Raw genomic sequence first — 22,705 nt, forward strand, 5'->3', positions numbered from 1 at the left:
GACGGTACTTTAAGGCAGCAAACCGCGGGAAGCCGGTCTGCGTAATCAGAAGCCACGGGCAAATAATTAAGCCGAAAGGGCTAATGTAATACCAGGGGATGGGACAAATGGTTTCACAAACCGAAGAAAAGAAACCTTCAATAAAAGTCATAAAAAACGGTCCGTATCTTGTCAGGGATCTGAAGAACTTCAGAGACGAAAAGAACTGAGCATGCAGAAGGCAGATCAATTTTGAGGGGAAAAAGCACCAGAAAAGCCTGGATCTAAACCTTTCTTTTTGAAAGCCTGCCCGTGGAAGCAGGAAAGGTGCCTCGAAATCAGCCACATATTTTCTGGTAAAAAAGTGAAAAATAAATTGGCATAGGAGGATAAAATTTATCTCCCCTCAGCTAAAAATTGGAAAATCAGTTCCGGCTTGAAACATCAAACCAGACAGGGGTTTTGTCTTCAGGGTCACAGTTATAGTTTATGGTGATTTCCTCATTTTTCCGGATCTCTTTTATACAGACGTATTTCAAAAGGCCGTTGTCGAAGTCTTTCTGGTATTTTGCATTTGGGGTATAAGAGTGGTTGTAAAGAGACCCATAGCCCAGAGCAATCGCTGCTGCTCTTGAATCGGTTCCCCATGCGAAGTAGTAGTTAAAAAGCTGGGTAAGCTCAAGAGTATCAACTTCTTCAGGAGGAAGAACGATAACGGGGCAGGTTTCTATTACTTCATCTTTTTTAAGATTTCTCTGTGCAAATACGCCTCTACCTTTTCCAGGTGCGTCTTTAACACTTACCAATGACATTTGATCAGGCTCCTGTACGTGTTATAAATTGCCTGTTAACTATTGCATTATTTTGAGAAGGCAATGAATTTAAAAGTTTCCCTCCAAAAGATTCTCCGGAAGACTCAAATGAAATTGCAGCCTATTTTATATATGAAACTTTATCCCGGTGTGGTTCAGCAAGCTGTAGACACGGACTTTGATAAAATCTGTTATAATAAAGGCAGTCAACGCATATCCCCATACAAAAAGGGCAAGTTTCCAGCCCATTGCAGGAAGCAAGAACCCATACACGGTAATGAGCGTGGCAATTATTTGTGTAACTACTATCGCTGTGAATAAGGGTTTTGCCGGTTTTACAGACCAGAAATGGCCTTTTGTCCTTGCCACAAAAATTGTAAAGTGACCTGCTACAGAAAGCTTCAGATATATGAAAGACTGGAGGACTTCAGGAGTCAGCTGAAAAGTATGCAGGCCTATGTAAAGGATTCCAAATGAACTAATAACTCCAACAATTCCAAGTATAGTAGCCATACTCATCAAAGTCCGCATGTCCCACTTTTCCGGCAGATCGGAGTATTTGACGTTATCATAAGCAATAGTCATTATTGGAGCATCATTTAGAAGTGCCAGCAAAACTATCATCAGGGAAGTTACGGGGTAGAACTTAAACACAAGGATTGAAAGTGTTATGAAAAGCAATACTCGAATTGTTTCAGTAATACGGTATAGAGCATAATTGTTCATCCGCTGGAAGATCTTACGGCTCTCTTTGATTGCATTGATTATGGTGGAAAGCCCGGGCTTTGTCAGCACGATGTCAGCAGCGGATTTGGCTGCGTCCGTAGCTCCGGCAACAGCAATGCCTGCATCGGCCTTTTTCAGGGCTGGCGCATCATTGACCCCGTCTCCCGTCATGCCTATGATGTGACCCCTGTGCTGCAGTAATTCCACTATGTGGTACTTATGCTCAGGGAACACCTGGGCAAAACCATCTGCATTATCGACTATTTCCTCTGCTTTCCTGTCAGGCATGTCCAGAAATGACGTTGCAAGCATGATGTCCGACTTTAAGTTTACCTGCCTGGAAATCTCCTTTGCAATAGCAATATGATCTCCGGTAATCATTTTTACATTCACGCCCATTGATTGTGCAGTCCTGATGGTTTCTGCGGAATCTTCACGAGGTGGGTCGTAGAGGGCAATGAGTCCTGCAAAATGCCAGCTTCCCTGAGCATCTGTTCTGCCAACTCCCAGGGCCCTGTACCCTCTGGAAGCAAAATCGTTAATGTATTCGTCAACCCGTGGTCCGGATGTATCCTTACTGTCCATAGTAACTTTACTGTCCAGGAGAGCCAAAACTGCCTGAGTTGCTCCTTTTGTTACCAGGAACCTGTTGCCGGAAGAGTCCTCTATTGCGGCTTCTGTCCGTTTTGAAACAGGGTCAAAAGGCTTGAATGAAAGTACTCTGTAAGTTTCGGCAAACCCGGAAAAACCCTGCAAGGTTTTTGTTCTGGCGAGAATTGCATCGTCAATCGGGTCCCGGTCCTCTCCCCTTGAAGCCAGACTGGCAAAAAGAAGCACATCGTTTTCGGAAAAATCCTGAAAAGGGTTTATTTCAGTCAGAACCAGCTCGTTTTTGGTAATAGTCCCTGTCTTATCCGAACACAGGATATCCATTCCGGCCATTTCCTCAACAGCTGCAAGTTTACTGACGATCGCTCCATCTTTGGCCAGGGTAATTGCTCCTACTGCCATGCTCACCGATAGAACTGCAGGCAAAGCTGCCGGGATTGCTGCTACAAGCAGGACAAGCGCAAACTGGAAAAATTCAAGCATGCTTTCGTGGCGGAAGAGAACCACAAGAAAAGTAAAGGCTACAAGCGCAAGGGCAAAAACAATAAGGTAATCCCCGATTTTGATGACAGCCTTCTGGAAGTGGCTCCGGGTTTTGGCTTCTTCTACCAACCTTGCAGTTTTGCCAAAGAAGGTGTTCATGCCGGTTGCAACTACCAGTGCATCCATTTCCCCCTGCCGGATAACAGAGCCGGAGTATGCAACATCGGGCACATGTTTTTCTACAGGGAGAGATTCTCCGGTTAATGCGGATTCATCTACCAGCAGGTAATCTCCGCCTATGAGTTTGACATCAGTAGGGAAAATATCCCCCAGCCGGAGGCGAATTACATCTCCGGGAACTATTTCACTGGCGGATACTTCAAGCCATTTGTTGTCGCGGAGTACCCTTGCTTTCAAGGCCAGTTTCTGCTTCAATAATTCAATAGCATTATCGGCTTTGTGTTCCTGCCAGAAGCCCACCGTTACATTCAGCAGCAGCAGCGCAAGAATAATTGCAAAATCTTCCCACCGATGCAGGACTGCCGACAGGACTGCTGCAATCTCGATCATCCAGGGAATAGGCCCCCAAAAATAGCCTAACAACTTGACAATAGCACTGGTTTTCTTTTCCGTGATTTCATTGGGCCCATATAGTCGAAGCCGTTCTTTTGCCTCTGAAGCAGTAAGCCCTCTTTCACTTGAAGATAGTTTCTCCAGGAGTTCAGCTACAGATGCTTCTTTTGCTTCATCCGTGCTCATGATGTTTTGGTTCATCAAAATGGTCCCCACAAAACACTTTGACCCTCTTTTTCTTATTCGATCTTCTTTTCCCTATAAATCCCATTTTCCCAATTAATCAATTATATCATTCTGCTATCTATAGCCTGCCACACAAAAAATTCAAAAAAGAATAACAGTAAGCTGAAGGGCTTGGGCCAGAGAAACAGGATATTCCCGGGAAAGGATTCGATCACCTAAAAAAATAAGGTTTTTCAGTGTTGAGTGGGACAGGGAAGCTCCATGCAGTCTTCGCATAAAGATAAGTCCTTTCCAGACTGCAATGTTTTTAACTGTCTCTTTTTTCCGATAAACCTGTAATATCCGAACCCGATCAGGAAGATCGGATAAATGACCTCCCAGCTAAAACCGGAGACCAGAAAGCTCAGGGATACGAGCGAAAGCGCTGAAAAGACCCACTTCTGCCAGCCGGTTTCGGTCTTCCAGTAGGCAACTATAATGAAGGCGTAGAGGAAGACAAAGTTCTGGTTTACGAGCAGGATCATGGCTGAAACCGGGACTTTGAAGAAATAGCTTCCGAGAATCAGGATAATTGACAAAACATATAACCCGACAAGGCCGGACACAGGAATGTCCCTCTTTGACAGTTTTCCGAAAGTTTCAGGGAAAATGCCTGTCCTGCCTCCGGCATAGAGCAGGCGGCTTGCCGTAAAATTCCAGGAACATGCATTTGCTGCAACCACTATCACCATGAGCCACACAAGGAAGTTTCCTCCCGGAGTAAAGAGGACAAGGCCCGAAAGCCCGGCAGCCCCCCGAAGAGGGACGCCTGCAGCACTGGCTCCTGCACTGATAAGGGCCAGGAGGATGTAGATGGAGGTCACCAGGGCAAAACTCAGCCAGTAAAGGAGAGGCACGTTTTTCTCAGGGTCCTTAATTTCTCCCAGGGAAAAGGAGAGGTTTTCCCAGCCCAGAAAGGCCCAGAAAAGGAGGGCTGTAACTTTCCAGACATTGCTCAGGTCTACGTTTCCATTACCGTTTAAGGCTTCCCTTGCAATCCCCACGCCTGAGCCGAAGAAGTCCAGGTTGAAGCCGATAAGCAGGCCTATTAGCAGGAAAAGCACTGCAAGGGCCATGTAATTGATAAGGGAAATAGCTTTCATTCCGGCAAGATTTGAGAGGAGCATCAGGGTTACGAGGAGAACTGCAAAAAGGGCGACCCCTGCTTCGGAGAGGGTGAAGAGCTGTCCCATGTACTCGCTTCCGATAAGCGCAACAGCGGGAAGCCCGAAAAAGAAAGACCCACCAACAAGGTAGGAGACCGCATACCCTCCCCAGGGACCCACAGCTTCTTCGGCATAGCCGGCAAGGCCGGAAGTTGAAGGGAATTTCAAGCCAAGGCGAGCACAGATCTGGATAAGAGGAACTGCGATTAGAGAAATAAGGAACCAGCCAAGGACTGCTTCATGGACACTGCCAGCATCAAGTGCCAGACCCGGTAGTGCCAGGATTCCTGTTCCTATGAGCATGCAGATTGCAAGCCCAAGCCCCCGCCTGAGGGTAATTGTTTTTCCAAGTTCAGTCATTTTTCCCCTTAAGTAGATCAGTAAATATATTTTGTAATATTTATCTATATGCCAGCGGTTTGTCAAGGTTATTTCTCCCTGACCGGCAGAATATTAAATGTCCGAAAATTACAGCTCCGAAAATTACAGCTCCGAAAATTTACAGCTCTGAATGAGTCCGAGAAGCTGCTTTTTCTTCTTTCCTGTTCTTTCTTGTTTTCCTCACAAACCCGTAATACCCAAGCCCTGTAAGGGCAACGGAATAGAGGATCTTCCAGGTGAACCCTGAAACCAGGAATGAGAGAGACAGGAAGGAAAGCCCTGAATAGATCCAGCGCCTCCAGCCGGTTTCGGTTTTCCAGTAGGAGAGCAGGATAAAGCCGTAGAGGAAGAGGAAGTTCTGGTTTGTGAGCATGAGGAGGGAAGAAACCGGAACCTTAAACACATAAGTCCCCAGGAGCACCAGTACGAAAGCCGTATACATACTCAAGATGCTTGCCATAGGCTGTCCGCGCTTCGAAAGTTTTCCCAGGTAAGCCGGAAGCACTTTTTCCTTTCCCGATGCGTAGACAAGGCGGCTTGAAGCAAAGTTCCAGCAGGTTACATTAGCCACGATAACCATTGCCATCAGCCAGATGAGCAGATTTCCCGGAGGTGTGAACTTAACGAGTTCCACGAGTCCGGATGCCCCGGAGAGAGGAATTCCGGCTGCATCAGCCCCTATACTTGTGATTGCCAGCATCAGGTAAATGAAGATTACCAGGACAAAACTGAGCCAGAAAACTCTCTGGACATTTTTTTCCGGGTTCTGGAGTTCTCCAATGCCAAAGGACATATTTTCCCAGCCCAGGAAAGCCCAGAAGAGAAGAGCAGAAATTTCCCAGACGCTATAAGGGTCAAAAGCTTCAAAATTCATTTCCAGAATAGCGGATAAACCACTTCCAAGAGCCTGTATTGAAAACGCGAGCCCTGAAGAAAAGAAATTGAAGTTATAAAAGGTAAGGGCTGCAATCAGGAAAAGCAATACAGCAACAGCTGCGTAGTTGAAAAAAGAGACCAGTCTGACCCCGGCAACCGTTATAAGAGCCATGGCTGTGATGATGAGAAAAGCCAGCAAATGGGCTCCAAAATCAGGCAGGTCAAAGAGGTGCTGCAGGTATTCGCCGCCAATGAGGGCAACTGCCGGCTCTCCCAGAATAAAGGAGCCGCAGACAAGGGCTGTCACTGCATACCCTCCCCACTCTCCTACCGCTTCACGGGCATAATGGAAAAGGCCCCCTGAACAGGGGAATTTCTTTCCGAGCCTTGCGCAGATCTGAATAAGAGGCATTGCTGCCAGAATAATCAGGAGCCAGCCGAAAACCACTTCTTGCACTGTCCCTACATCCGCAACCAGCCCGGGCAGGCCCAGGAGCCCTGAACCTATAACCATAAGAATTGCAAGGACCACACCTCGCCCAAGAGTAACTGTTTTTTCAAGTTCGGTCATGATTTGTATCCTTTCTGTCCCGGATAATTCATAGAAGTGAAGGGGAAGAAACCGAGGATACACTTTAAAACCCTATAATGTTTGCGATTTTCATCTGTGCAAGTCAAATATTATCCCTTTGCAGGTTCATACGCAGCTTACTTCAAAAAAGGCGATAGATCCAGGGCACGAAAAGAAAAAACATCTGCATATAAAGGAAGGCTTTAAATCGAGAGGAAACAGAGCTTTGTTGAAGAGCCCAGTTCCTTTTAAAAAAATATTTAATTGTCTGGCTTTAATTTGGAACTATTAAATTTTATCGAAATATTGAATTTATTTTTTTAATAGCTTCTTAAAAATACCGAATATACTAAACGATGTCCTATGGTAAACTTTATTGTACACTGCTTTTTTTGGATTCTTTACAATTCCCGTTCCCTTTTTTCCATAAAATGGTATTACAGCCTTTTTTACTTTGCGTTTTAATTTGCCTGTAGTCCTTGCTTTAATAGACTTTTTCAAAGATGGTTTTCTGAAACCGAATTTCATAAACTTCCACACCATTTGATTTTTTTTCCAGAAATAAAAATGTAACACTAGTGTTGCGTCAGCAGTAAAATGTCGCATATAGTCTATTACAGCTATTCAGAATCCTTTAATCCTTGAGGATTGACACGACACTAGTATATAACTGGTTTACTTCTTCTTAATCAGAATAAACACTGTCAATAGAATACACAAAGTACTGAATACTCCCAGTCCAGGCAAAAATGGTGTTTCACACTTTGCATAGATTTCTCTCATCTGTGATACCTTGAGCATGTGCCATTCAGCTTTGTTTCCATTTACGGCATTAGCATTGGAATCAATGAATATCATTTGGCATTTCCAGGTAATAGTGAATAGTTACAATTTAGTTTTTGGTTTCATCTTTTTCAAGGCAGATCAGATCTTCACAGTACGGGAGTTCCTTTTTCATCCAGTCGCAGAACTCCCGCCACTCATCAAGCTTGTGGTGGCGGCGCTGGAAGTAGATGTTCCGGAGTTCAGCGTAGTTGGTTATGACTGTCCTTTTCTGCATGTAAGCACTCGGAAGGTCCTGAATAAGTTCCCTGAAGATTGCTTTCCGGTATGCATTGTCCTCTTCACTATCCCCTTCGCGGGACTTGTAAGCTTTGATAAGGTCATTGAGATGCCGGATCTGGGAGTTCCTGTAGTCCGTCATCGTATCAAAGGAAAAGTCGTGGGGAGCCAGGTCCCTGCTGGTCAGCTTATGCATTGTAGAGGTTGAATTCTTTTCCGTAAATTTGTAAGTATCAAACTCTTTCCACCAGTAGAGGGGGGCTGTGAGGTCAAAGCAGACCGTAATGAACCTGAGAAACTTTCCGTGTTCGTTTCCTGCAAGGGTCAGGCGCTTGGCCAGGTTAAGGTCCTTTTCCCCGAGTCTGCAGTTCCCTGCCTGATCAGGCTCACTGCTGTCCATCAGGTGCCAGGAATTCATAGGGTTCCGCATTCCAAGAATCGCAAAATAAATGTTGTATGTCCCATGTAACTTCATTTCAATCATAAAAGCGCCTCTTTAACCCGGTTGTGGTAAATAAAACATAAATCCGGTCTGGTAAATACATTATATAGATAAATAGTTCGTAAACCTGCTTCTGGCTAATAACCTGCTTCTGGCTAATAACTTGCTTCTGGCTAATAAATAATAACTCATTTTAAATATTTGTTGCGCAGCATGCTCACTTTTTAATTTTACAGTTACTCGATTTATTCCTTGAATATTCAGCAGGGAAACCTGAGAAATTAAGGCTGATTTAAAGAAAGTAAGAATTATTCCGAGGGGAAATTATTTAAGAAAAATAGTTACCCTCTTAACCCATGATTTATCCCTTCAAGTACAATCTTTCTGCAAGTTCCGGATTTTTCCACTTTACCATCAGTGGCAGCCCTGCATATTTTCAGTACGATACTGTTAATTTTCAGCACGATACTATTAACTTAAATAAACTCGCAGTTTCATGTAGAGATCAGCCAGAAATATACGTTTAAATCAGGAAAAATCAGGAAATAAATATAATATACTAATCTGAAAATGACTCCTACAGACCCCCTTTATCTTGGTATCCTCGTTCTCACAGGTGCTTTTACGGGCATTATCTCAGGTCTTCTGGGTGTGGGAGGAGGCTTTATTATGTCTCCTGTCCAGTACTGGCTTTTGCAGGAAACAGGAATGCAGCCAGACCTGGCTATAAGGGCAGCTCTCGGGACAAGCCTCTTCGTGATCTTAATAAACTCCATAATTGTTACCCTAAAATATCATAGAAAGCAAGCAGTGCTCTGGAAACAGGCTACTATTATGGGAGCCTCCGGATTAATTGCCAGTTTCGGGGGAGCAGCGGTAGCTTCTTACCTGCCTGCCTCTACACTGAGTACAATTTTCGGGGTTGTGATCATACTGGGAGCTCTGAAAACTTATACCACGCCGGCTGTAAAGGAAAAGACTGAAATTAGCTCCAATCTGATATCTTATATTTTTGCCGGTATCTTTATAGGTTTTTTTTCAGGGCTTCTTGGAATCGGGGGAGGGGTAATTGGAATTCCAATCATGCTTGTGTTTCTGCATTTTGATATGAGGAAAGCCATTGGAACCTCGGCTGCAATAATGATCTTTACCTCTTTTGGAGGATCGGTCGGATACATCATCAACGGCTGGGGGCAAACAGGGCTTCCTCCTTATTCTCTTGGATATATCAATCTCCTTAACTGGTTTTTACTTGTAGTTCCGGGATTTCTTGCAGCAAAAAAAGGAGCAGAAGTTGCTCATCTGGTAAACCCGGAATATTTAAAACATCTTTTTGTACTTCTGATGATCTACGTAGGGCTAAAAATGGTAGGAGTTATTTGAAAACAGAATAAACAGAAATGCTGAAAGGGAATTTCTGAAACTGTTAAAAGTAACAACTGTTAAAATTAACAACTGTTAAAAATAATATTCCGTTCTTTTCAGGCGCTTTCAATAGCTGTTACAGGGTCAAGTTTTGCAGCTTTCCTTGCAGGGTAGATGCCTGAGATTATATTTATTATGAAAGCAAAAAATGAGGCATATACAAAATTAAGGGGCTTTACCTCAAGAGGAAGGGTCTGAAGCCCGAAATACATTTCCTGAGGGACTTCGATTTCATAGTTCTGCAGGGCAACAGTCACAATGTAACCCAGAACAGTGCCGAGCACCAGACCTATGGCTCCAAGGACCAGGGACTGGAAAAGAAAGACAACCATTATGCTTTTTTGAGAAGCCCCCATCGCTTTCAGAATACCGATTTCCCTGGTCCTCTGGGCAACGATGGTTATCAGGGTATTTGCAATCCCGAAACCGGCAATCCCGTAGATCAGGAGATAGAAGATATTTACAAAGACCATCTGGGTATCAAGGAGGCTGAGGATTTCGGCATTTGCTTCGCTCCAGCTTACGGCATCAAGCCCGGTTTCTCCCTCAATCGAAGCTGCAATAACCTCGGCCTGGTATGGATCTGCAACCCGGACTCCAATGGTACTCACAACTCCGGGTTCGTTAAAAAAGTCCTGCGCTGAATCCAGCCTTGTGTAGGCTGTTACCTCGTCCGCAGCAGTGCCGGTATGAACCAGTCCTATAACCTTAAAAGAAGTTGTTTGCGAGCCCGGAAAAACGGCGTCAACCCTGTCTCCCACATGGACTTCAAGGTTTTCCGCAAGCTTATCTCCGAGCAGAATCCCGTATCTTGTGTGGACAAGGGTCATGAGGTCCCCTTCTACAACATCCTCACTTACCCTCATAACATTCTCTTCAGCCACAGGGTCAACTCCCTGAAGAGAAACCCCTTCGGCGTTGTCCCTGTATTCAAGAGCTGCCTGGCCCAGGTATTTAGGGGATACGGCTATAACTCCTTCCTTTTCAGCAATTCGGGCAGATGTATGCCTGTAAAGGTGGATGAACTCTTCCTCTTCATCTTGAGGATTGATAACAATATGTGGATTGTTTTCAATACTTGAGGTTACAAGTTCATCCTGAAAACCAGACAGCATTGCCATCATTACCGTGATCACAGCAACTGCCAGAGCAACAGCAAGTATGGCAAAAAGGGTCTGTCTTCTTCTGGATAATACCTGCCTCAAAGCGATTCTCAGTTCATACATCTGGATAAACTCCTGGACCCGACCAGATTATCTGAATTTTCAGGCAGCTTCAAACCTTCAAAGTATCAGGAAAGTTCAATTTGCTCAACATTTCAAAGCTTTGAGATATTTGAACTTCAAGGGATTCTAAATTGTTAGGATTTTCAGATCTTTAGACTTCTGTATTCACTTTTAGAGGGCTGATTATAAATCTGTTTCTGATACCGGAAAAAAGAGACGGAAAATACAATGAAAACTACTGAGAACACCTGTAATTAACTAATAGGTAGAAATGCAAGCTGGCGGAGGCATCCTATAATGCATGGATTTAAAACCGGTTTCTGGGGTAAAGAGAAGTACTTTTCGAACAAGCAGGGGCATTTTCGCTTTTCCATTTCATCAAAAAGGAGGACTCCAGCCACTTTTCGACGCGAGACCTGAACGGAGGATAATGATATTCAGGCAGTACCGTAGCAGTATTTATCGGTTTCTCATGAACTGCCAGAATTAAGAAACCATAAAAATACTAAAAAATCAGGAATCAATGAAAAATAGAGCTAAAAGATTAATAGAGCTAAAAGATTAAGGACTAAGGGGGCAAAAGTTAAAAAAGTGAATGCAACAGTTAAAAAATAAATAATGAAGTTAAAAAGTTAATTAAAAAAAGGTTAGAGCTGCACGTAATGTGCAACTTCACCGAGATCTTCTTCGATTCTGAGGAGCTGGTTGTATTTTGCAGTCCTCTCGCCACGGGCCGGAGCTCCGGTCTTTATCATTTCTGCTCCTATGGCAACTGCGAGATCTGAGATGGTGGTGTCTTCGGTTTCGGCAGAGCGGTGGCTTACGATTACGGTGTAGCCGTTTCTGGAAGCCATGCTTGCGGCATCAAAGGCTTCGGAGATTGAGCCGATCTGGTTGACTTTGAGGAGAAGGGCATTTGCTGCTCCCATATCCACGCCTTTTGAGAGCCTTTCTATGTTTGTGACAAAGAGGTCGTCACCTACAATGATCGTGTCCCAGAGTTCATTGGTAAGGGCTTCAAAATCATCAAAGGCTTCTTCCTGGAAGGGGTCTTCGATAGAAAGGATGGGATAAGAGTTTACAAGCTCTACATAGTAGTCAAGCAGTTCCGGAGCAGCCAGTTTCTTTCCATCAATTGCGTATAATTCATCTTCATAAAACTCGGTTGCTGCCGCATCAAGCCCTATTGTAACCTCGGACTCGGTATAGCCTGCTTCTTCAATTGCCTGTACGAGGGCGTCAAGAGCTTCTGTAGACTCGCTCATTTTGGGAGCATACCCGCCTTCATAGCCCACGTTAATAGAAGAGCGTCCGTATTTTTTCTCCAGAAACTTCCCCAGGGTCTGGTAGATCTCTGTCCCGATTTGCAGGGCCTCGTAGAAGGTGTCTGCGCCTTTGGGTTGAATCATGAACTCCTGGATTGCAAGCTCATTTCCTGCATGCTTGCCTCCGTTCAGGACATTCATTGTGGGTACAGGAAGGGTAAAAGCATTAGAACCGCCGAAGTAGCGGTAAAGGGGCATGTTAAGGGAGTCAGCTGCAGCCTTTGCAACCGCCATGGATACGCCAAGAATTGAGTTGGCTCCGAGATTTGCTTTATTTTCGGTTTCGTCGAGCTCGATCATCAGCTCATCGATTTCCCGCTGGTTTCGCACATCAAGTCCAAGCAATTCCTTCTGGATAACGGTATTTACGTTCTTGACTGCAGTCTGGACTCCCTTTCCACCGTACCTGTTGGGGTCTGCATCGCGCAGTTCAAGGGCTTCGTTCGTACCCGTGGAAGCTCCTGAAGGGACACTTGCTCTGCCAAATCCCTTCGGTGTAAACACATCAACTTCAATAGTGGGATTTCCCCTTGAGTCCAGGATCTCCCGAGCATGTATCTTTTGGATCTTATATTCTCCAGAATCCTGCTGTAAACCGATATACGACATCATTTCACCCTTTCTAAATCTCTGATCTATCTATAGATATATTCTGTTATTTGAACTTGACTTTTACTTAACTTAACCGTTACATGTCCGAATGGTATTTAACTGTTTATCCGGTTTGAATTAATCAATTTACCTGAATTATACCCGTGTTTCTTATAGAAGAGACTCCTCTATTTCACGCTTCCAGTATCCTGTCTACCTTAGAGCAGCAGTATTTAAGGAGTCCAGATTTTAAGGATTTATTCTTTCTTCTTTTTGAGTGAATTTTCCCCTCTTAAAGAATTGAAGATATCCCTGCGCTCAAAACCGGGTATTTCATTTCTCAGAAAGGCTAATTTCCAACTTTCAGGAGCCTCAATATTCTATATGGCAAAACCTATCTCTTTGTTTCTGGAAAGCCTATTTCCTACTTAAAGGATGTTTTATTCCTGCAAACACTTGCTTTAAAGGTTTTGGTTAAAACTACAGGGCACATTTTTTTCTTAAGATGAATCCCCACAGTCTTTTATATAAAAACTCCAGAAAAAAAGCCTTACTAGGGTTAGATGCCTTTTTTACTTACTGACAATACTCCATTTATTAAAAAAATAATTTTATCTACATAAAATATATAAACCTGAAAGTATTATTCATTCTCGATGACCGACGATTCTCCAGTTAATTTAACCGAAAAAGAGTATTCAATTATTGATAAGCTCCAGAGCCTGGGACTCCCGAGGACAGAGGCCACCGCAATCGTGTGCTTAAAAGACTGCAGAGAACTCAGATCTCTTCATATCGAACTTGTTTCCGGGCTCAGGCAGCCTGAAGTGAGTGTAGCTATGCGCCCTCTCAGGGATAGGGGCTGGGTGGATGAAAGGTCCGAAAAAAAGAATAAGGGAAAAGGCAGACCTGTGAAGTACTACCAGTTAACAGTACCGTTCCCACAGATAGTACAGATTCTCGAAGAGGAATTTTTAAAATACAACAACGAGAAAATGATCGCGCTCAAAAGGCTAAGGGAACTGGAAATTATACTGCAAAATTAAATTCACCGCAATTAAGTTCACAAAAAATAAGTTCACAAAAAATAAGTTCACAAAAAATAAATGTAAGGAGATCTGCCAGATCTTATTTTCCATAAATCGTTTTCAGCTTTAATTACTCCAATTGTCGAGCCCTTTTAACGCTTACTCTATTCAATGCGTCATTCCTGATCAGGGACATGCACAAAGCTCACAGGAGCAAAGCCCTGCTCCGCATCCATTACCCTTCTGGCAGAAATTCCTTCCAACTCGAAAATGAATACCTCAACAACCATAAAAACTTCGCTTTCACCTCTCAGGCATCCCAGTTTAATGCTGTCTCCCCTGGCTGTTCCTGCATGAAGGTGTATTTTGGGCTTTCCGTTCTCCTGGAAAATATCTCCTATCCCGAGAATCTCATGGGCATCATTAAAGCCAGACCAGACAGGTTCCGGAGGCCTTTTGTTTTCTTTCGGGCCTGTAACAAGCTTTCCTTTCCTCAGCGCGCCAAGCAGCATAAACACAGCTGATTCGATCTTCTCCATCTCTGCAAGTTTAATAAGTTCCAGGAGAAGGTCATCCCCGTGGTCAACCCTGACAGTAAAGACCCTGCCTATCCTTCCTTTTGAGTACTCCATTATTTCCCCCTCACTGATCCGTTATTTTTCCGTCTACAATTCTGATTATCCTATCGGCTTTTCCGGCCAGTTCCTCATTATGGGTTACCACAATAAAGGTCTGGTTATATTCCTTGTTCAGTTTGCGGAGCAGTTCATAGATCAAATCTCCTGCTTTAGTATCCAGGTTGCCTGTAGGCTCATCCCCAAGTACGATTGCCGGAGAACAACTAAGAGCCCGGGCTACCGCAACCCTCTGGTTCTGCCCTCCGGAGAGTTCTCCTGGCCTGTGGTCCATCCTGTCTTCAAGCCCTACCTCTTTCAGAAGTTTTTCGGCAATATCCTTTGCTTCGTCCTTACTCTTTCCCGCAATCAAGAGCGGCATCATTACGTTTTCCAGAGCAGTGAAATCCGGAAGCAGGTGGTGATACTGGAAGACAAAGCCGAGCATCCTGTTTCTCATCCCGGAACGCTCCTTATCCGACATTTTAGTCACGTCATTGCCGTCTATCAGGAGGGTACCTGAACTGGGTGTGTCGAGCAGACCTATGAGATGCATAAGTGTGCTTTTACCTGAACCAGAAGGCCCTACAATTGCAACAAATTCCCCTTTTTTAATTTTCAGGTTTGCATTGTCGAGCGCGCGAAACTCCACTCCGTTTTTATAAACTTTGGTCAGGTTCTTAAGCTCTATAATTGGGCTTCCGTCTGTCATGCTTTTCCTGCATTTTCATAACTTTTATGTTCAAAATAGAGGGTTTCTTAAGTAAAGAGTTTTTGGGCAGAAAGGCAAAAGCCGGGAATAAGGAGAAGCTCTGGAATCCAAACAGGCTGATCGAGCCCGGTAAGATTCCCGCAAAGTATCAGAGACTCTAGATAGACTGAAAATTCACAATACAGTTTCAAATTTTTACCGAACGATCATTTCTGCATCTTTATTCCTGATCCCATCTTTATTCCTGATCCTATTTTTACTCCTGATCCTATTTTTACTCCTGATCCTATTTTTACTCCTGATCCTATCTTTACTCCTGATCCTATCTTTACTGCCAGATTAACTCTTTTATGAAGGATTAATCAATATTCATGATTAACAGCTTATCAGATCCATCATCTTAAGGGGAGGAAGAACATGGAATTGAAATATGTCCCCACAACCTGTCCCTACTGCGGAACAGGATGTGGTTTTAACCTTGTGGTAAAGGACAACAGGGTTGCAGGTATCGAGCCCTGGCACCGGGCTCCTGTCAATTCAGGGAAGCTTTGCCAGAAGGGCAGGTATGCCCACGAGTTCATCCACAGCAAGGATCGGCTTGTAAAGCCGCTGGTCAGGAAAAATGGGCAGCTTGCGGAAACTAGCTGGGAAGAAGCTTTGACCCTGGTTGCAGGGAAGTTCACTACTTTTCTCCATGAGGAAATTGCCTGTCTCTCTTCGGCAAAAACCTCAAACGAGGACAACTACCTTATGCAGAAATTTGCCCGGGTTGTCCTTAAGACGTCCAACGTCGACCACTGTGCAAGGCTCTGCCACTCCTCTACAGTCGCTGGCCTTGCTGCAGTTTTCGGTTCTGGGGCCATGACGAATTCAATTGCGGACCTGGAAGAGTCTAAATGCATCTTCATTATCGGGAGCAATACCTTCGAGCAGCACCCCCTTATAGGCAGGAGGGTAATTCTTGCAAAGAAGAAGGGAGCTAAAATAATCTATGCGGACCCCCGCTTCACACCCACGGCAAAACAGGCGGACCTCTACCTTTCCATGTACTCGGGTACAGACGTGGCCCTCCTGAACGGGCTCATGCATCATATCATAGCAAACGGGTGGGAAGACCAGGCATTTATCGCGAAAAGGACAAAAAATTTCGAGGCAATGAAAACCGTTGTCATGCAGGAGGCCTATTCCCTGCCGAATGTCTCGAAAATCACAGGAGTGCCTGAGGAAGACTTAAAAACCGCAGCTGAGTGGATCGCCCACTCAAAGCCTTCTGTCCTTCTCTATTCCATGGGTATTACCCAGCATACGGTGGGAGTAGACAACGTGAAGTCCACAGCAAACCTGATGCTGCTGACCGGAAACCTTGGAGTTCCCGGAGGAGGGGTCAACCCCCTGCGGGGGCAGAACAACGTACAGGGCGCCTGTGACATGGGGTGCCTTCCGGACGTGTATCCCGGGTATCAGAAGGTTTCAGGTCCTGAAGTCCGCAGGAAGATGGAATCTATCTGGGGAGTTGGCGGACTTCCTGATAAAGCGGGAGTCACGGTCACAGAGCTGATGGAAGAGCTTGCGGAAGGGACATCGCCGGTAAGGTGCATGTACGTTATGGGAGAAAATTTCATGCTCTCGGACCCGGACCTTAACAGGGTCAAAAAAGCCCTGGAACACATGGACTTTCTGGTCGTACAGGACATTTTCCTGAGCGAGACTGCAAAGTTTGCTGACGTCGTCCTGCCTGCAGCCTGTTATGCAGAAAAACACGGGACTCAGACCAGCACCGAGCGCCGTGTCCAGCGGCTCCGAAAAGCCCTTGACCCGCCGGGAGAGGCTAAAGCAGACTGGCGCATTATCTGCGAACTTGCCGGGCGTATGGGGTACAGGCCGCAGTTTTCCTACCTGAATGAAGCTGAGATTTTTGAGGAAATTGTAAAGGTTGTTCCCCAGTATGGGGGTATGAGCTACGAGCGCCTTGAAAACCCTGACTCTCTCCAGTGGCCCTGTCCGGACAGGTCCCATCCGGGAACGCCCATCCTGCATACCGAAAAATTTGCCACCCCGGACGGGCTGGGGGAGTTTTCCGCCGTGGAATGGAAGCCTCCTGCCGAAGTTCCGGATACGGAATATCCCTTCATCCTTACCACAGGAAGGAATATCTGGCACTGGCACACCGGGACCATGACCCGCAGGTCAGAAACCCTGGACTCCGAAGTCAGGACCGGCTGGGTGGAGCTTCACCCGGAGGATGCGGAAAAACTTGGAGTCAGTAACCGGGAAAAAGTCCGCGTACTTTCCCGGAGGGGGAAAATCGAAATCCCTGCGATGGTTACGGAAGACATAAAACCTGGGGTTGTTTTCATCCCCTTCCATTTTAAGGAGTGTGCGGCCAACCTGCTGACCAGCGGAGCCCTTGACCCCGTGGCAAAGATTCCGGAGTACAAGGCCTGTGCGGTCAGGGTAGAGAAAATAGAGCAAGTAGAACAGGTAGAGCAAGTAGAACAGGTCGAGCAAGTAGAACAGGTCGAGCAAGTAGAGACGGTGGAGGGAAAACTTTGAAACCTTTGAAAGGAGACAAGTTTTATGTCCGGGCCCGTGACCGGGAGTTCCTGGAAAAAGGCGAGTCCGGGGGTGCGGTATCAGCCCTTTTGAAGTTCGCCCTGGAAAGCGGAAGCGTGGACGCAGTACTTGGGGTAAGGAAAGGTGCAGACCTCTACGACGCTGTTCCGGTGCTGATCACAGACCCGGCGGAAATTTCGGACATTTCGGGTTCTCTGCACTGTGGGACTCTTCTTCTCTCCAGGCTTTTCAGCAGTTACCTGGGTGGGGCAAAGGACCTGAAGGTTGCAGCTGCCCTGAAAGGCTGCGATGTAATGGGGCTTTACGAGCTTGCAAAGCGGGGAGAGGTCAGGCTGGAAAATATCCTCATGCTGGGGTTGAACTGCGGAGGCTCAATAAGTCCGGAAATGGCAAGGAAAATGGCTGCAGAAAAGTTTGCAGTGGACCCTGATTCGGTTGAAAAGGAAAGGATTTCAAAGGGGAAGTTCATCTTCAGGACTCCTGAAGGGGAATTTTCAGTGCCCATGGACGAACTTGAAGAGGAAGGCTATGGGCGCAGGAGTAACTGCAGGCGTTGCAAGCTGAAAATCCCAAGACAGACTGACCTTGCCTGTGGGGAATGGGGTGTTATTGGCACGGAAGCAACTTTTGTTGAGGTCTGCAGCGCAAAGGGTGCAGAGCTGCTTGAAAAAGCTGAAGCCTCAGGAGCTATCGAAGCCTCTTTGCCCGTTCCGAAAGGGCTGGAGGTCCGGGGTAAAATCGAGCAGTCGATGCTGAACCTGGCTGAGGAATGGAGGGAAAAAGACTTCCGGGCGCTGGGGGAGGGGAAGGCTCGCCTGAAACAGCTAATAAATGAAACTTCCCGATGCATTAAATGCTACACCTGCATTGAAGTCTGCCCTGCCCTCCCCCATGCAAAACCCTCCGATTTTACAGTAGATGCTTCCGGAAAGGTCCCTCCAGCTTTTGCGTTCCACACGCTTCGCTATTCCCTTGTTGCGGATTCCTGCATCAACTGCGGGCAGTGCGAGGAACTCTGTCCAATGGACATCCCCAATGCGCTTTTCATGCATTCCTTTGCTGTGGAGCTTCAGGAACTCTACGGGTACAGGGCAGGAGAGGACCTCTCCCTTCCGACGGTCGCACCTCTGGAAGCTTTCTTTCACGAAAAGGGACAGAATAAATCAGGCAAGCGATGAGGGGAGGGAATCTTCAGGGACTTCTTCTGCGTCCCTGGCCTGGCTCACAAGATAAGCCGCTGTCAGGATGAGGACACAGCCCAGAAAAGTCGAGATATAGAGAGGGTTTCTCAGGACGGCAGTGTCAAAGAAAATTCCCGATACAGGTTCTAGCAGGGCAAGAATGCTGCCTGTCTGCGCCCTTATGCCCGAAATTCCTTTGAGGTAGAGAATGGCAGCAAGTGTAATGGTCAAACCGAAGAGAAGCAGAGTACTGAAGTTTCTAAAGTAGACAGGGATGGGGGTCGAAAGGGCAGACGGCAGCATAAAGAGAAGGCTTATTCCGGTCAGCCAGAAAGTCTGGGATATCCCTGTATAGTCATGCCTAAGGTAGCGGATCGTGATTATGGTGGTGCCAAAGGAGAGCCCTGAAAGCAGGCCGAAGAACAGGCCTTTCATAAAATCGGACCCTGTACTCAGGCTTGCCAGGACCTCTCCGGGACGGGTAATGAGTAATACCCCTGCAACTGAGATGAAAAGAGGCAGAAGGCTTTTGTTGCTGCTTCTTTCTCCAAGGATTAAAGGAGCAAGCAGATTGACATATACAGGAGCCGTATAAAGGAGCAGGACAGCAACGGAAATTCCGCTGTACCTTATGGCCGAGAAATAGCATATGCCTGTTACAGCATTTAGAAAACCCAGCAGCAGAAGATATTTTCTGTTCCTGCCAGGTCTGAGCTGTTCAAGGCTTCCGCTCATCAGCAGATAAAAGAAAATCATGCATAACCCGAAAAAGAGCCTGCAGAAGAGAATGGACCCTACGGACATGTCCTGGACCCTGTCCAGAAAAACTCCTATAGTACCATAAATGATACTGCCTGTTATGACCTCGGAGTACGGCTTGAAAGAGTTTTCCTGCACTGCCACATTCTGGAAATAAAAGACTGCAGATATATATTTTTTGGAAAAGGGAAAAACTGGTAGAAATCTGTATGGTAGAAATCTGTATGGAAGAAATCTGTATGGAAGAAATCTGTATGGTAAAAATCTGTAATTATAAAAAAGAATATATAAAAAAGAAAACAGGGTACTTATTTACCCTGTACCCTTAAAAGCTCTTTTTTCCAGAAAGGTATCTTTTTGCTCGATCTCATCTTTTCCCCGAAAATCAACTTCTTCAGGAAAACAGAGTTATCCAGGCTTACTACGATTGCTGCTGCAAGGATAAAGAAGGAACCTATAAGCATCCCGCTGTGAACAGGGCTTCCCAGAACGGTGTGATCAAAAAATATACAGGAAACCGGCTCAAGAAGGGTGAGGACGCTGCCTGTAATGGCGCTTACGCCCGCAACGCCTCTTATATAGAACACTGCACCTACACCGGTGATGAGGAAGCCGAAGAGCATGAGGACAGGAAGGTTTGCAGCGAGTACCTGCCCTGGAAGGGAGATTGCGAAAGGAGAGAGGAAGGCCAGACTGATTACACTCTGCCAGACAAGCTGGGTAAGGCCGTTATACTCGTCCCTGAGGAAGCGGACGGATATTATGACTCCACTGCTGAAGAGGCCTCCTACGAGCCCGAAGATTACACCTTTCAGATAGTTGCTTCCAAATTCAAGCTGTTCAAAACCGCCTTCAGGTCTTGTTACGTAGAAGACGCCTACCAGACCCAGGAAAAGAGCAAGAATAGTTTTTCCAGTATTCTTTTCACCTAGAAGAACGGGTGCAAGGAAAGTCAGGTATATAGGATCAGTATACAGGAGAAGGACAGCAGAAGAAGCTCCCAGGTATCGGATTGCAGAATAGTAGGAAAACATCTGTGAAACGTATAGAATTCCCAGAAGAAGGAGGTACTTTTTCTTCCTTTTCAAAGAGAGCTGACCGAGGTTTCCGGTAATTGCAAGATAACATAGTATGGCTGAAAGCCCGAAAAGGACTCTGTAGAAAATAATCGAACCTACAGACATATCCCTGAGCCATTCCATGAAAATTCCGACGGTACCATATATAACACACGCAGTGAGCAGTTCAAGGTGGTGTTTGGAGGCAGCAGTCACAGAAACAGTCATATCTATTCTGGAGGGACGAATGTATATATATTTTTAGTGAGATAACTATAATTCTAGTAGTATAATACTTCTTAAAAATCTTAAGGGACTTGTTCTGAAGGGTATTTTTATTTTGCAGTGGGAGGCCAATACTCCAAAATTACCCTGCCAGAGACAGTTCAGTTTCCTGAATTAGTTTCCTGAATTAGTTTCCTGACTTTTTCAAGTTGAGAACCACATGCTGTCTGCTTCCGGTCCTGTAGATTGTAAGCCCCTTTAATCCCTGTTTCCAGGCGTAAATCAGAGCTTTCTCAATATCTTCCTTTTTGGCATCTGCAGGCATGTTGATGGTCTTTGAGATTCCTGCATGGCAGTGGCGCTGAAAGGCCGCCTGTACATCAATATGAGTCTTCCAGCTAATATCAAGGGCTGACCTGAAGAGCCTTTTTTCGTCTTCGCTCACTATTTTCGGGTCTTTTATGTCTTGCAGGGTGCCGTGTGTGTAGACATGCTCAAGGAGCCGGAGGTAATCAGGTTCCGAAAGCTCTGGCTTAAAATGTGCTTCAAAGAGGGGGTGAACAAGCAGGAATTCTTTTCCCACTGTACGGGTCCGCCTGTAGACCCAGCTGAAAACAGGTTCAATCCCTGCAGAACAACCTGCAAGAATACTGATAGTTCCGGTCGGGGCAATTGCAGTCAATGCGGCGTTTCTCATTGGAAGTTCCCAGGTGGAGTTTTCATGTTCCGGAAAAGGTTCTTTTTCTGCCGCAAGTTTTCTTGATTCCCTGACTGCAGCCCGGCTAATCTGCTCCATAAGCTTTTCTGCAAGCTCGAGAGCTTCTGTTGAGTCATAGGGCAGCCCCAGGTTCAAAAGCATATCGTGAAATCCCATAACTCCAAGTCCAATTTTCCTTGTCTTTCTGGTTGCCTCCCCAATCTCCGGGACAGGGTAGACATTTATGTCAATTTCATTATCCAGGAAACGGACAGCTTTTCCGGCGGTTTCCCTCAGAGAATCCCAGTTGATTTTTCCGTCCACAACAAAAAGGGAAAGGTTAATGCTGCCCAGGTTGCAGGATTCATAGGGCAGGAGAGGCTCTTCTCCGCAGGGGTTTGTGGCAGTGATGTTCCCAAGTTTCGGGGTGAAGTTATCCCTGTTTATACGGTCATAGAAGAGAACGCCCGGTTCCCCGTTTCTCCATACCCCATCAACGATTTCGGAGAATATGGTCCCAACTGTTGCGCCTGTTCGGGGGTTCCAGACCTCTCCAGTGCTGCCTGCTTCAACAAGTTTGATAAAAGCATCAGGGACCATTACTGAGAGGTTGAAATTCCTGAAGTTTCCTTCAACGTGCTTGGCCCTGATGAAAGGTATGAGGTCGTCATGGGAAACGTCCAGGATTCCTATATTTGCGCCTCTGCGCCTGCCAAACTGCTTGATGACTTCCGTTGCCTCGTTGAAGAGCTTCATGAAAGAGAGCGGGCCGCTGGCAACCCCGTCAACGCAAAGGGCCTGAGAACCTTTTGGCCGTACTTTTGAGAAGTCAAACCCGGTCCCTCCTCCGGTCTTCTGGATAAGGGCTGCGGTTTTGAGGGCATCAAAAATTTCCTCGACACTGTCCTCTACAGGGACTACAAAACATGCGGCTAGCTGGCCCAGTTCCGTACCTGCGTTCATAAGCGTGGGCGAACTCGGAAGAAAGATTTTACGGACCATAAGGTCTTTGAATTCCAGATATTCTTCTTCACCCGTTGCAATTGCTTTTGCCACCCTTTCACAGATGTCCTCCCAGCCTTTCTCCCCTTCGCGCAGATACCTGGCTTTAAGAGCTTCGGCAATCAGAGCATCCCATCCTTCCTCAGTATCCAGCACCTAAATCGTTTCTCCCGTAAATCTCCTCAGGCTTCTGTAAAAGCAGGTTTCGGTGTTTTTCGCTAAAAAGAAATACTATTCCATAATTATACGGGATTTTTTATCATTCTATCCGAAAACTCGGTTAGAAAACATGATAAGAATGGCTGATGAGAAAATATAATCAGAACAAATAGTTAGAATCCATGATCCTAAACATGATTAGAACAAATAGTTAGAGGGTGTAA

The 22,705-nt window shown here is 45.7% G+C and carries 18 protein-coding genes; 4 read left to right on the plus strand and 14 right to left on the minus strand.

Translation table 11 applies throughout. From position 1 onward, the window contains the following. Positions 1–404: 404 nt before the first annotated feature. From EO92_RS08245 to EO92_RS08275, 6 genes are all read right to left on the minus strand, one after another. Positions 405–791, minus strand: a complete 387-nt coding sequence (locus EO92_RS08245) for an SET domain-containing protein (RefSeq protein WP_048170780.1) — start codon at positions 789–791, stop codon at positions 405–407. Positions 792–917: 126 nt separating this feature from the next. Continuing rightward, positions 918–3,383: a plasma-membrane proton-efflux P-type ATPase gene (locus EO92_RS08250; protein ID WP_048170782.1), complete on the minus strand. Its 2,466-nt coding sequence runs from the start codon at positions 3,381–3,383 to the stop codon at positions 918–920. Between the two features lie 218 nt (positions 3,384–3,601). Continuing rightward, complete coding sequence (locus EO92_RS08255; RefSeq protein WP_048170826.1) at positions 3,602–4,933, minus strand: APC family permease; 1,332 nt, start codon at positions 4,931–4,933, stop codon at positions 3,602–3,604. A 139-nt stretch (positions 4,934–5,072) separates the two neighbouring features. Further along, positions 5,073–6,401 carry an APC family permease gene (locus tag EO92_RS08260; RefSeq protein ID WP_048170784.1) on the minus strand — a complete coding sequence of 443 codons (1,329 nt, stop codon included), beginning with the start codon at positions 6,399–6,401 and terminating at the stop codon, positions 5,073–5,075. A gap of 312 nt (positions 6,402–6,713) precedes the next feature. Continuing rightward, entirely contained in the window at positions 6,714–6,929 is a 216-nt protein-coding gene (locus EO92_RS08265) for a hypothetical protein (protein ID WP_048170828.1), read from the minus strand. 364 nt (positions 6,930–7,293) lie between these two features. Continuing rightward, entirely contained in the window at positions 7,294–7,947 is a 654-nt protein-coding gene (locus EO92_RS08275) for a hypothetical protein (RefSeq protein ID WP_048170785.1), read from the minus strand. A gap of 528 nt (positions 7,948–8,475) precedes the next feature. Between EO92_RS08275 and EO92_RS08280 the strand changes: the two genes are divergently transcribed. Continuing rightward, positions 8,476–9,288 (plus strand): sulfite exporter TauE/SafE family protein, encoded by an 813-nt coding sequence (locus tag EO92_RS08280; protein ID WP_048170788.1) that lies wholly within the window; start codon positions 8,476–8,478, stop codon positions 9,286–9,288. A gap of 98 nt (positions 9,289–9,386) precedes the next feature. Here the strand turns inward: EO92_RS08280 and EO92_RS08285 are convergent, their stop codons facing one another. Both EO92_RS08285 and eno read right to left on the minus strand, forming a co-directional pair. After that, the gene (locus EO92_RS08285; RefSeq protein WP_048160716.1) at positions 9,387–10,556 is read right to left on the minus strand and encodes an ABC transporter permease; all 1,170 of its coding nucleotides are present in this window, start codon (positions 10,554–10,556) and stop codon (positions 9,387–9,389) included. Positions 10,557–11,203: 647 nt separating this feature from the next. Beyond that, positions 11,204–12,490 carry a phosphopyruvate hydratase gene (gene eno, locus EO92_RS08290; protein WP_048135511.1) on the minus strand — a complete coding sequence of 429 codons (1,287 nt, stop codon included), beginning with the start codon at positions 12,488–12,490 and terminating at the stop codon, positions 11,204–11,206. Positions 12,491–13,128: 638 nt separating this feature from the next. Here eno and EO92_RS08295 point away from each other — a divergent pair. Beyond that, positions 13,129–13,518 (plus strand): transcriptional regulator, encoded by a 390-nt coding sequence (locus EO92_RS08295; protein WP_048135509.1) that lies wholly within the window; start codon positions 13,129–13,131, stop codon positions 13,516–13,518. 158 nt (positions 13,519–13,676) lie between these two features. Here the strand turns inward: EO92_RS08295 and EO92_RS08300 are convergent, their stop codons facing one another. The 3 genes from EO92_RS08300 to EO92_RS18945 all read right to left on the minus strand — a co-directional run bounded on the left by EO92_RS08300 (position 13,677) and on the right by EO92_RS18945 (position 15,185). Continuing rightward, positions 13,677–14,132, minus strand: a complete 456-nt coding sequence (locus tag EO92_RS08300) for a PPC domain-containing DNA-binding protein (protein WP_048170790.1) — start codon at positions 14,130–14,132, stop codon at positions 13,677–13,679. A gap of 10 nt (positions 14,133–14,142) precedes the next feature. After that, complete coding sequence (locus tag EO92_RS08305; protein WP_048160719.1) at positions 14,143–14,826, minus strand: ABC transporter ATP-binding protein; 684 nt, start codon at positions 14,824–14,826, stop codon at positions 14,143–14,145. A gap of 206 nt (positions 14,827–15,032) precedes the next feature. Continuing rightward, positions 15,033–15,185 (minus strand): hypothetical protein, encoded by a 153-nt coding sequence (locus EO92_RS18945; protein ID WP_082107987.1) that lies wholly within the window; start codon positions 15,183–15,185, stop codon positions 15,033–15,035. Positions 15,186–15,243: 58 nt separating this feature from the next. Here EO92_RS18945 and fdhF point away from each other — a divergent pair, with 58 nt between their 5' ends. Further along, positions 15,244–17,379 (plus strand): formate dehydrogenase subunit alpha, encoded by a 2,136-nt coding sequence (gene fdhF / locus EO92_RS08310; protein WP_082107985.1) that lies wholly within the window; start codon positions 15,244–15,246, stop codon positions 17,377–17,379. Beyond that, the gene (locus EO92_RS08315; protein WP_048170793.1) at positions 17,376–18,578 is read left to right on the plus strand and encodes a Coenzyme F420 hydrogenase/dehydrogenase, beta subunit C-terminal domain; all 1,203 of its coding nucleotides are present in this window, start codon (positions 17,376–17,378) and stop codon (positions 18,576–18,578) included. The genes fdhF and EO92_RS08315 overlap by 4 nt, the downstream gene beginning before the upstream one ends. On the opposite strand, the gene EO92_RS08320 is transcribed toward EO92_RS08315, so the two are convergent. From EO92_RS08320 to EO92_RS08330, 3 genes are all read right to left on the minus strand, one after another. Beyond that, entirely contained in the window at positions 18,564–19,484 is a 921-nt protein-coding gene (locus EO92_RS08320; protein ID WP_048170794.1) for a DMT family transporter, read from the minus strand. The genes EO92_RS08315 and EO92_RS08320 overlap by 15 nt on opposite strands. Before the next feature lie 164 nt (positions 19,485–19,648). After that, a complete protein-coding gene (locus EO92_RS08325; protein ID WP_048170796.1) occupies positions 19,649–20,626 on the minus strand; it encodes a DMT family transporter in 978 nt (325 codons plus the stop codon). A 184-nt stretch (positions 20,627–20,810) separates the two neighbouring features. Beyond that, entirely contained in the window at positions 20,811–22,478 is a 1,668-nt protein-coding gene (locus EO92_RS08330) for an adenosylcobalamin-dependent ribonucleoside-diphosphate reductase (RefSeq protein WP_048170798.1), read from the minus strand. Positions 22,479–22,705: the final 227 nt, after the last annotated feature.

This window comes from Methanosarcina sp. 2.H.A.1B.4 (assembly GCF_000979385.1).
GTDB lineage: Archaea > Halobacteriota > Methanosarcinia > Methanosarcinales > Methanosarcinaceae > Methanosarcina.

What these genes read in the sequence shown, in the direction of transcription:
- EO92_RS08245 (WP_048170780.1), bottom strand. Translation starts at nt 791, where the DNA reads ATGTCATTGGTAAGTGTTAAAGACGCACCTGGAAAAGGTAGAGGCGTA.
- EO92_RS08250 (WP_048170782.1), bottom strand. Translation starts at nt 3,383, where the DNA reads ATGAACCAAAACATCATGAGCACGGATGAAGCAAAAGAAGCATCTGTA.
- EO92_RS08255 (WP_048170826.1), bottom strand. Translation starts at nt 4,933, where the DNA reads ATGACTGAACTTGGAAAAACAATTACCCTCAGGCGGGGGCTTGGGCTT.
- EO92_RS08260 (WP_048170784.1), bottom strand. Translation starts at nt 6,401, where the DNA reads ATGACCGAACTTGAAAAAACAGTTACTCTTGGGCGAGGTGTGGTCCTT.
- EO92_RS08265 (WP_048170828.1), bottom strand. Translation starts at nt 6,929, where the DNA reads ATGAAATTCGGTTTCAGAAAACCATCTTTGAAAAAGTCTATTAAAGCA.
- EO92_RS08275 (WP_048170785.1), bottom strand. Translation starts at nt 7,947, where the DNA reads ATGATTGAAATGAAGTTACATGGGACATACAACATTTATTTTGCGATT.
- EO92_RS08280 (WP_048170788.1), top strand. Translation starts at nt 8,476, where the DNA reads ATGACTCCTACAGACCCCCTTTATCTTGGTATCCTCGTTCTCACAGGT.
- EO92_RS08285 (WP_048160716.1), bottom strand. Translation starts at nt 10,556, where the DNA reads ATGTATGAACTGAGAATCGCTTTGAGGCAGGTATTATCCAGAAGAAGA.
- eno (WP_048135511.1), bottom strand. Translation starts at nt 12,490, where the DNA reads ATGTCGTATATCGGTTTACAGCAGGATTCTGGAGAATATAAGATCCAA.
- EO92_RS08295 (WP_048135509.1), top strand. Translation starts at nt 13,129, where the DNA reads ATGACCGACGATTCTCCAGTTAATTTAACCGAAAAAGAGTATTCAATT.
- EO92_RS08300 (WP_048170790.1), bottom strand. Translation starts at nt 14,132, where the DNA reads ATGGAGTACTCAAAAGGAAGGATAGGCAGGGTCTTTACTGTCAGGGTT.
- EO92_RS08305 (WP_048160719.1), bottom strand. Translation starts at nt 14,826, where the DNA reads ATGACAGACGGAAGCCCAATTATAGAGCTTAAGAACCTGACCAAAGTT.
- fdhF (WP_082107985.1), top strand. Translation starts at nt 15,244, where the DNA reads ATGGAATTGAAATATGTCCCCACAACCTGTCCCTACTGCGGAACAGGA.
- EO92_RS08325 (WP_048170796.1), bottom strand. Translation starts at nt 20,626, where the DNA reads ATGACTGTTTCTGTGACTGCTGCCTCCAAACACCACCTTGAACTGCTC.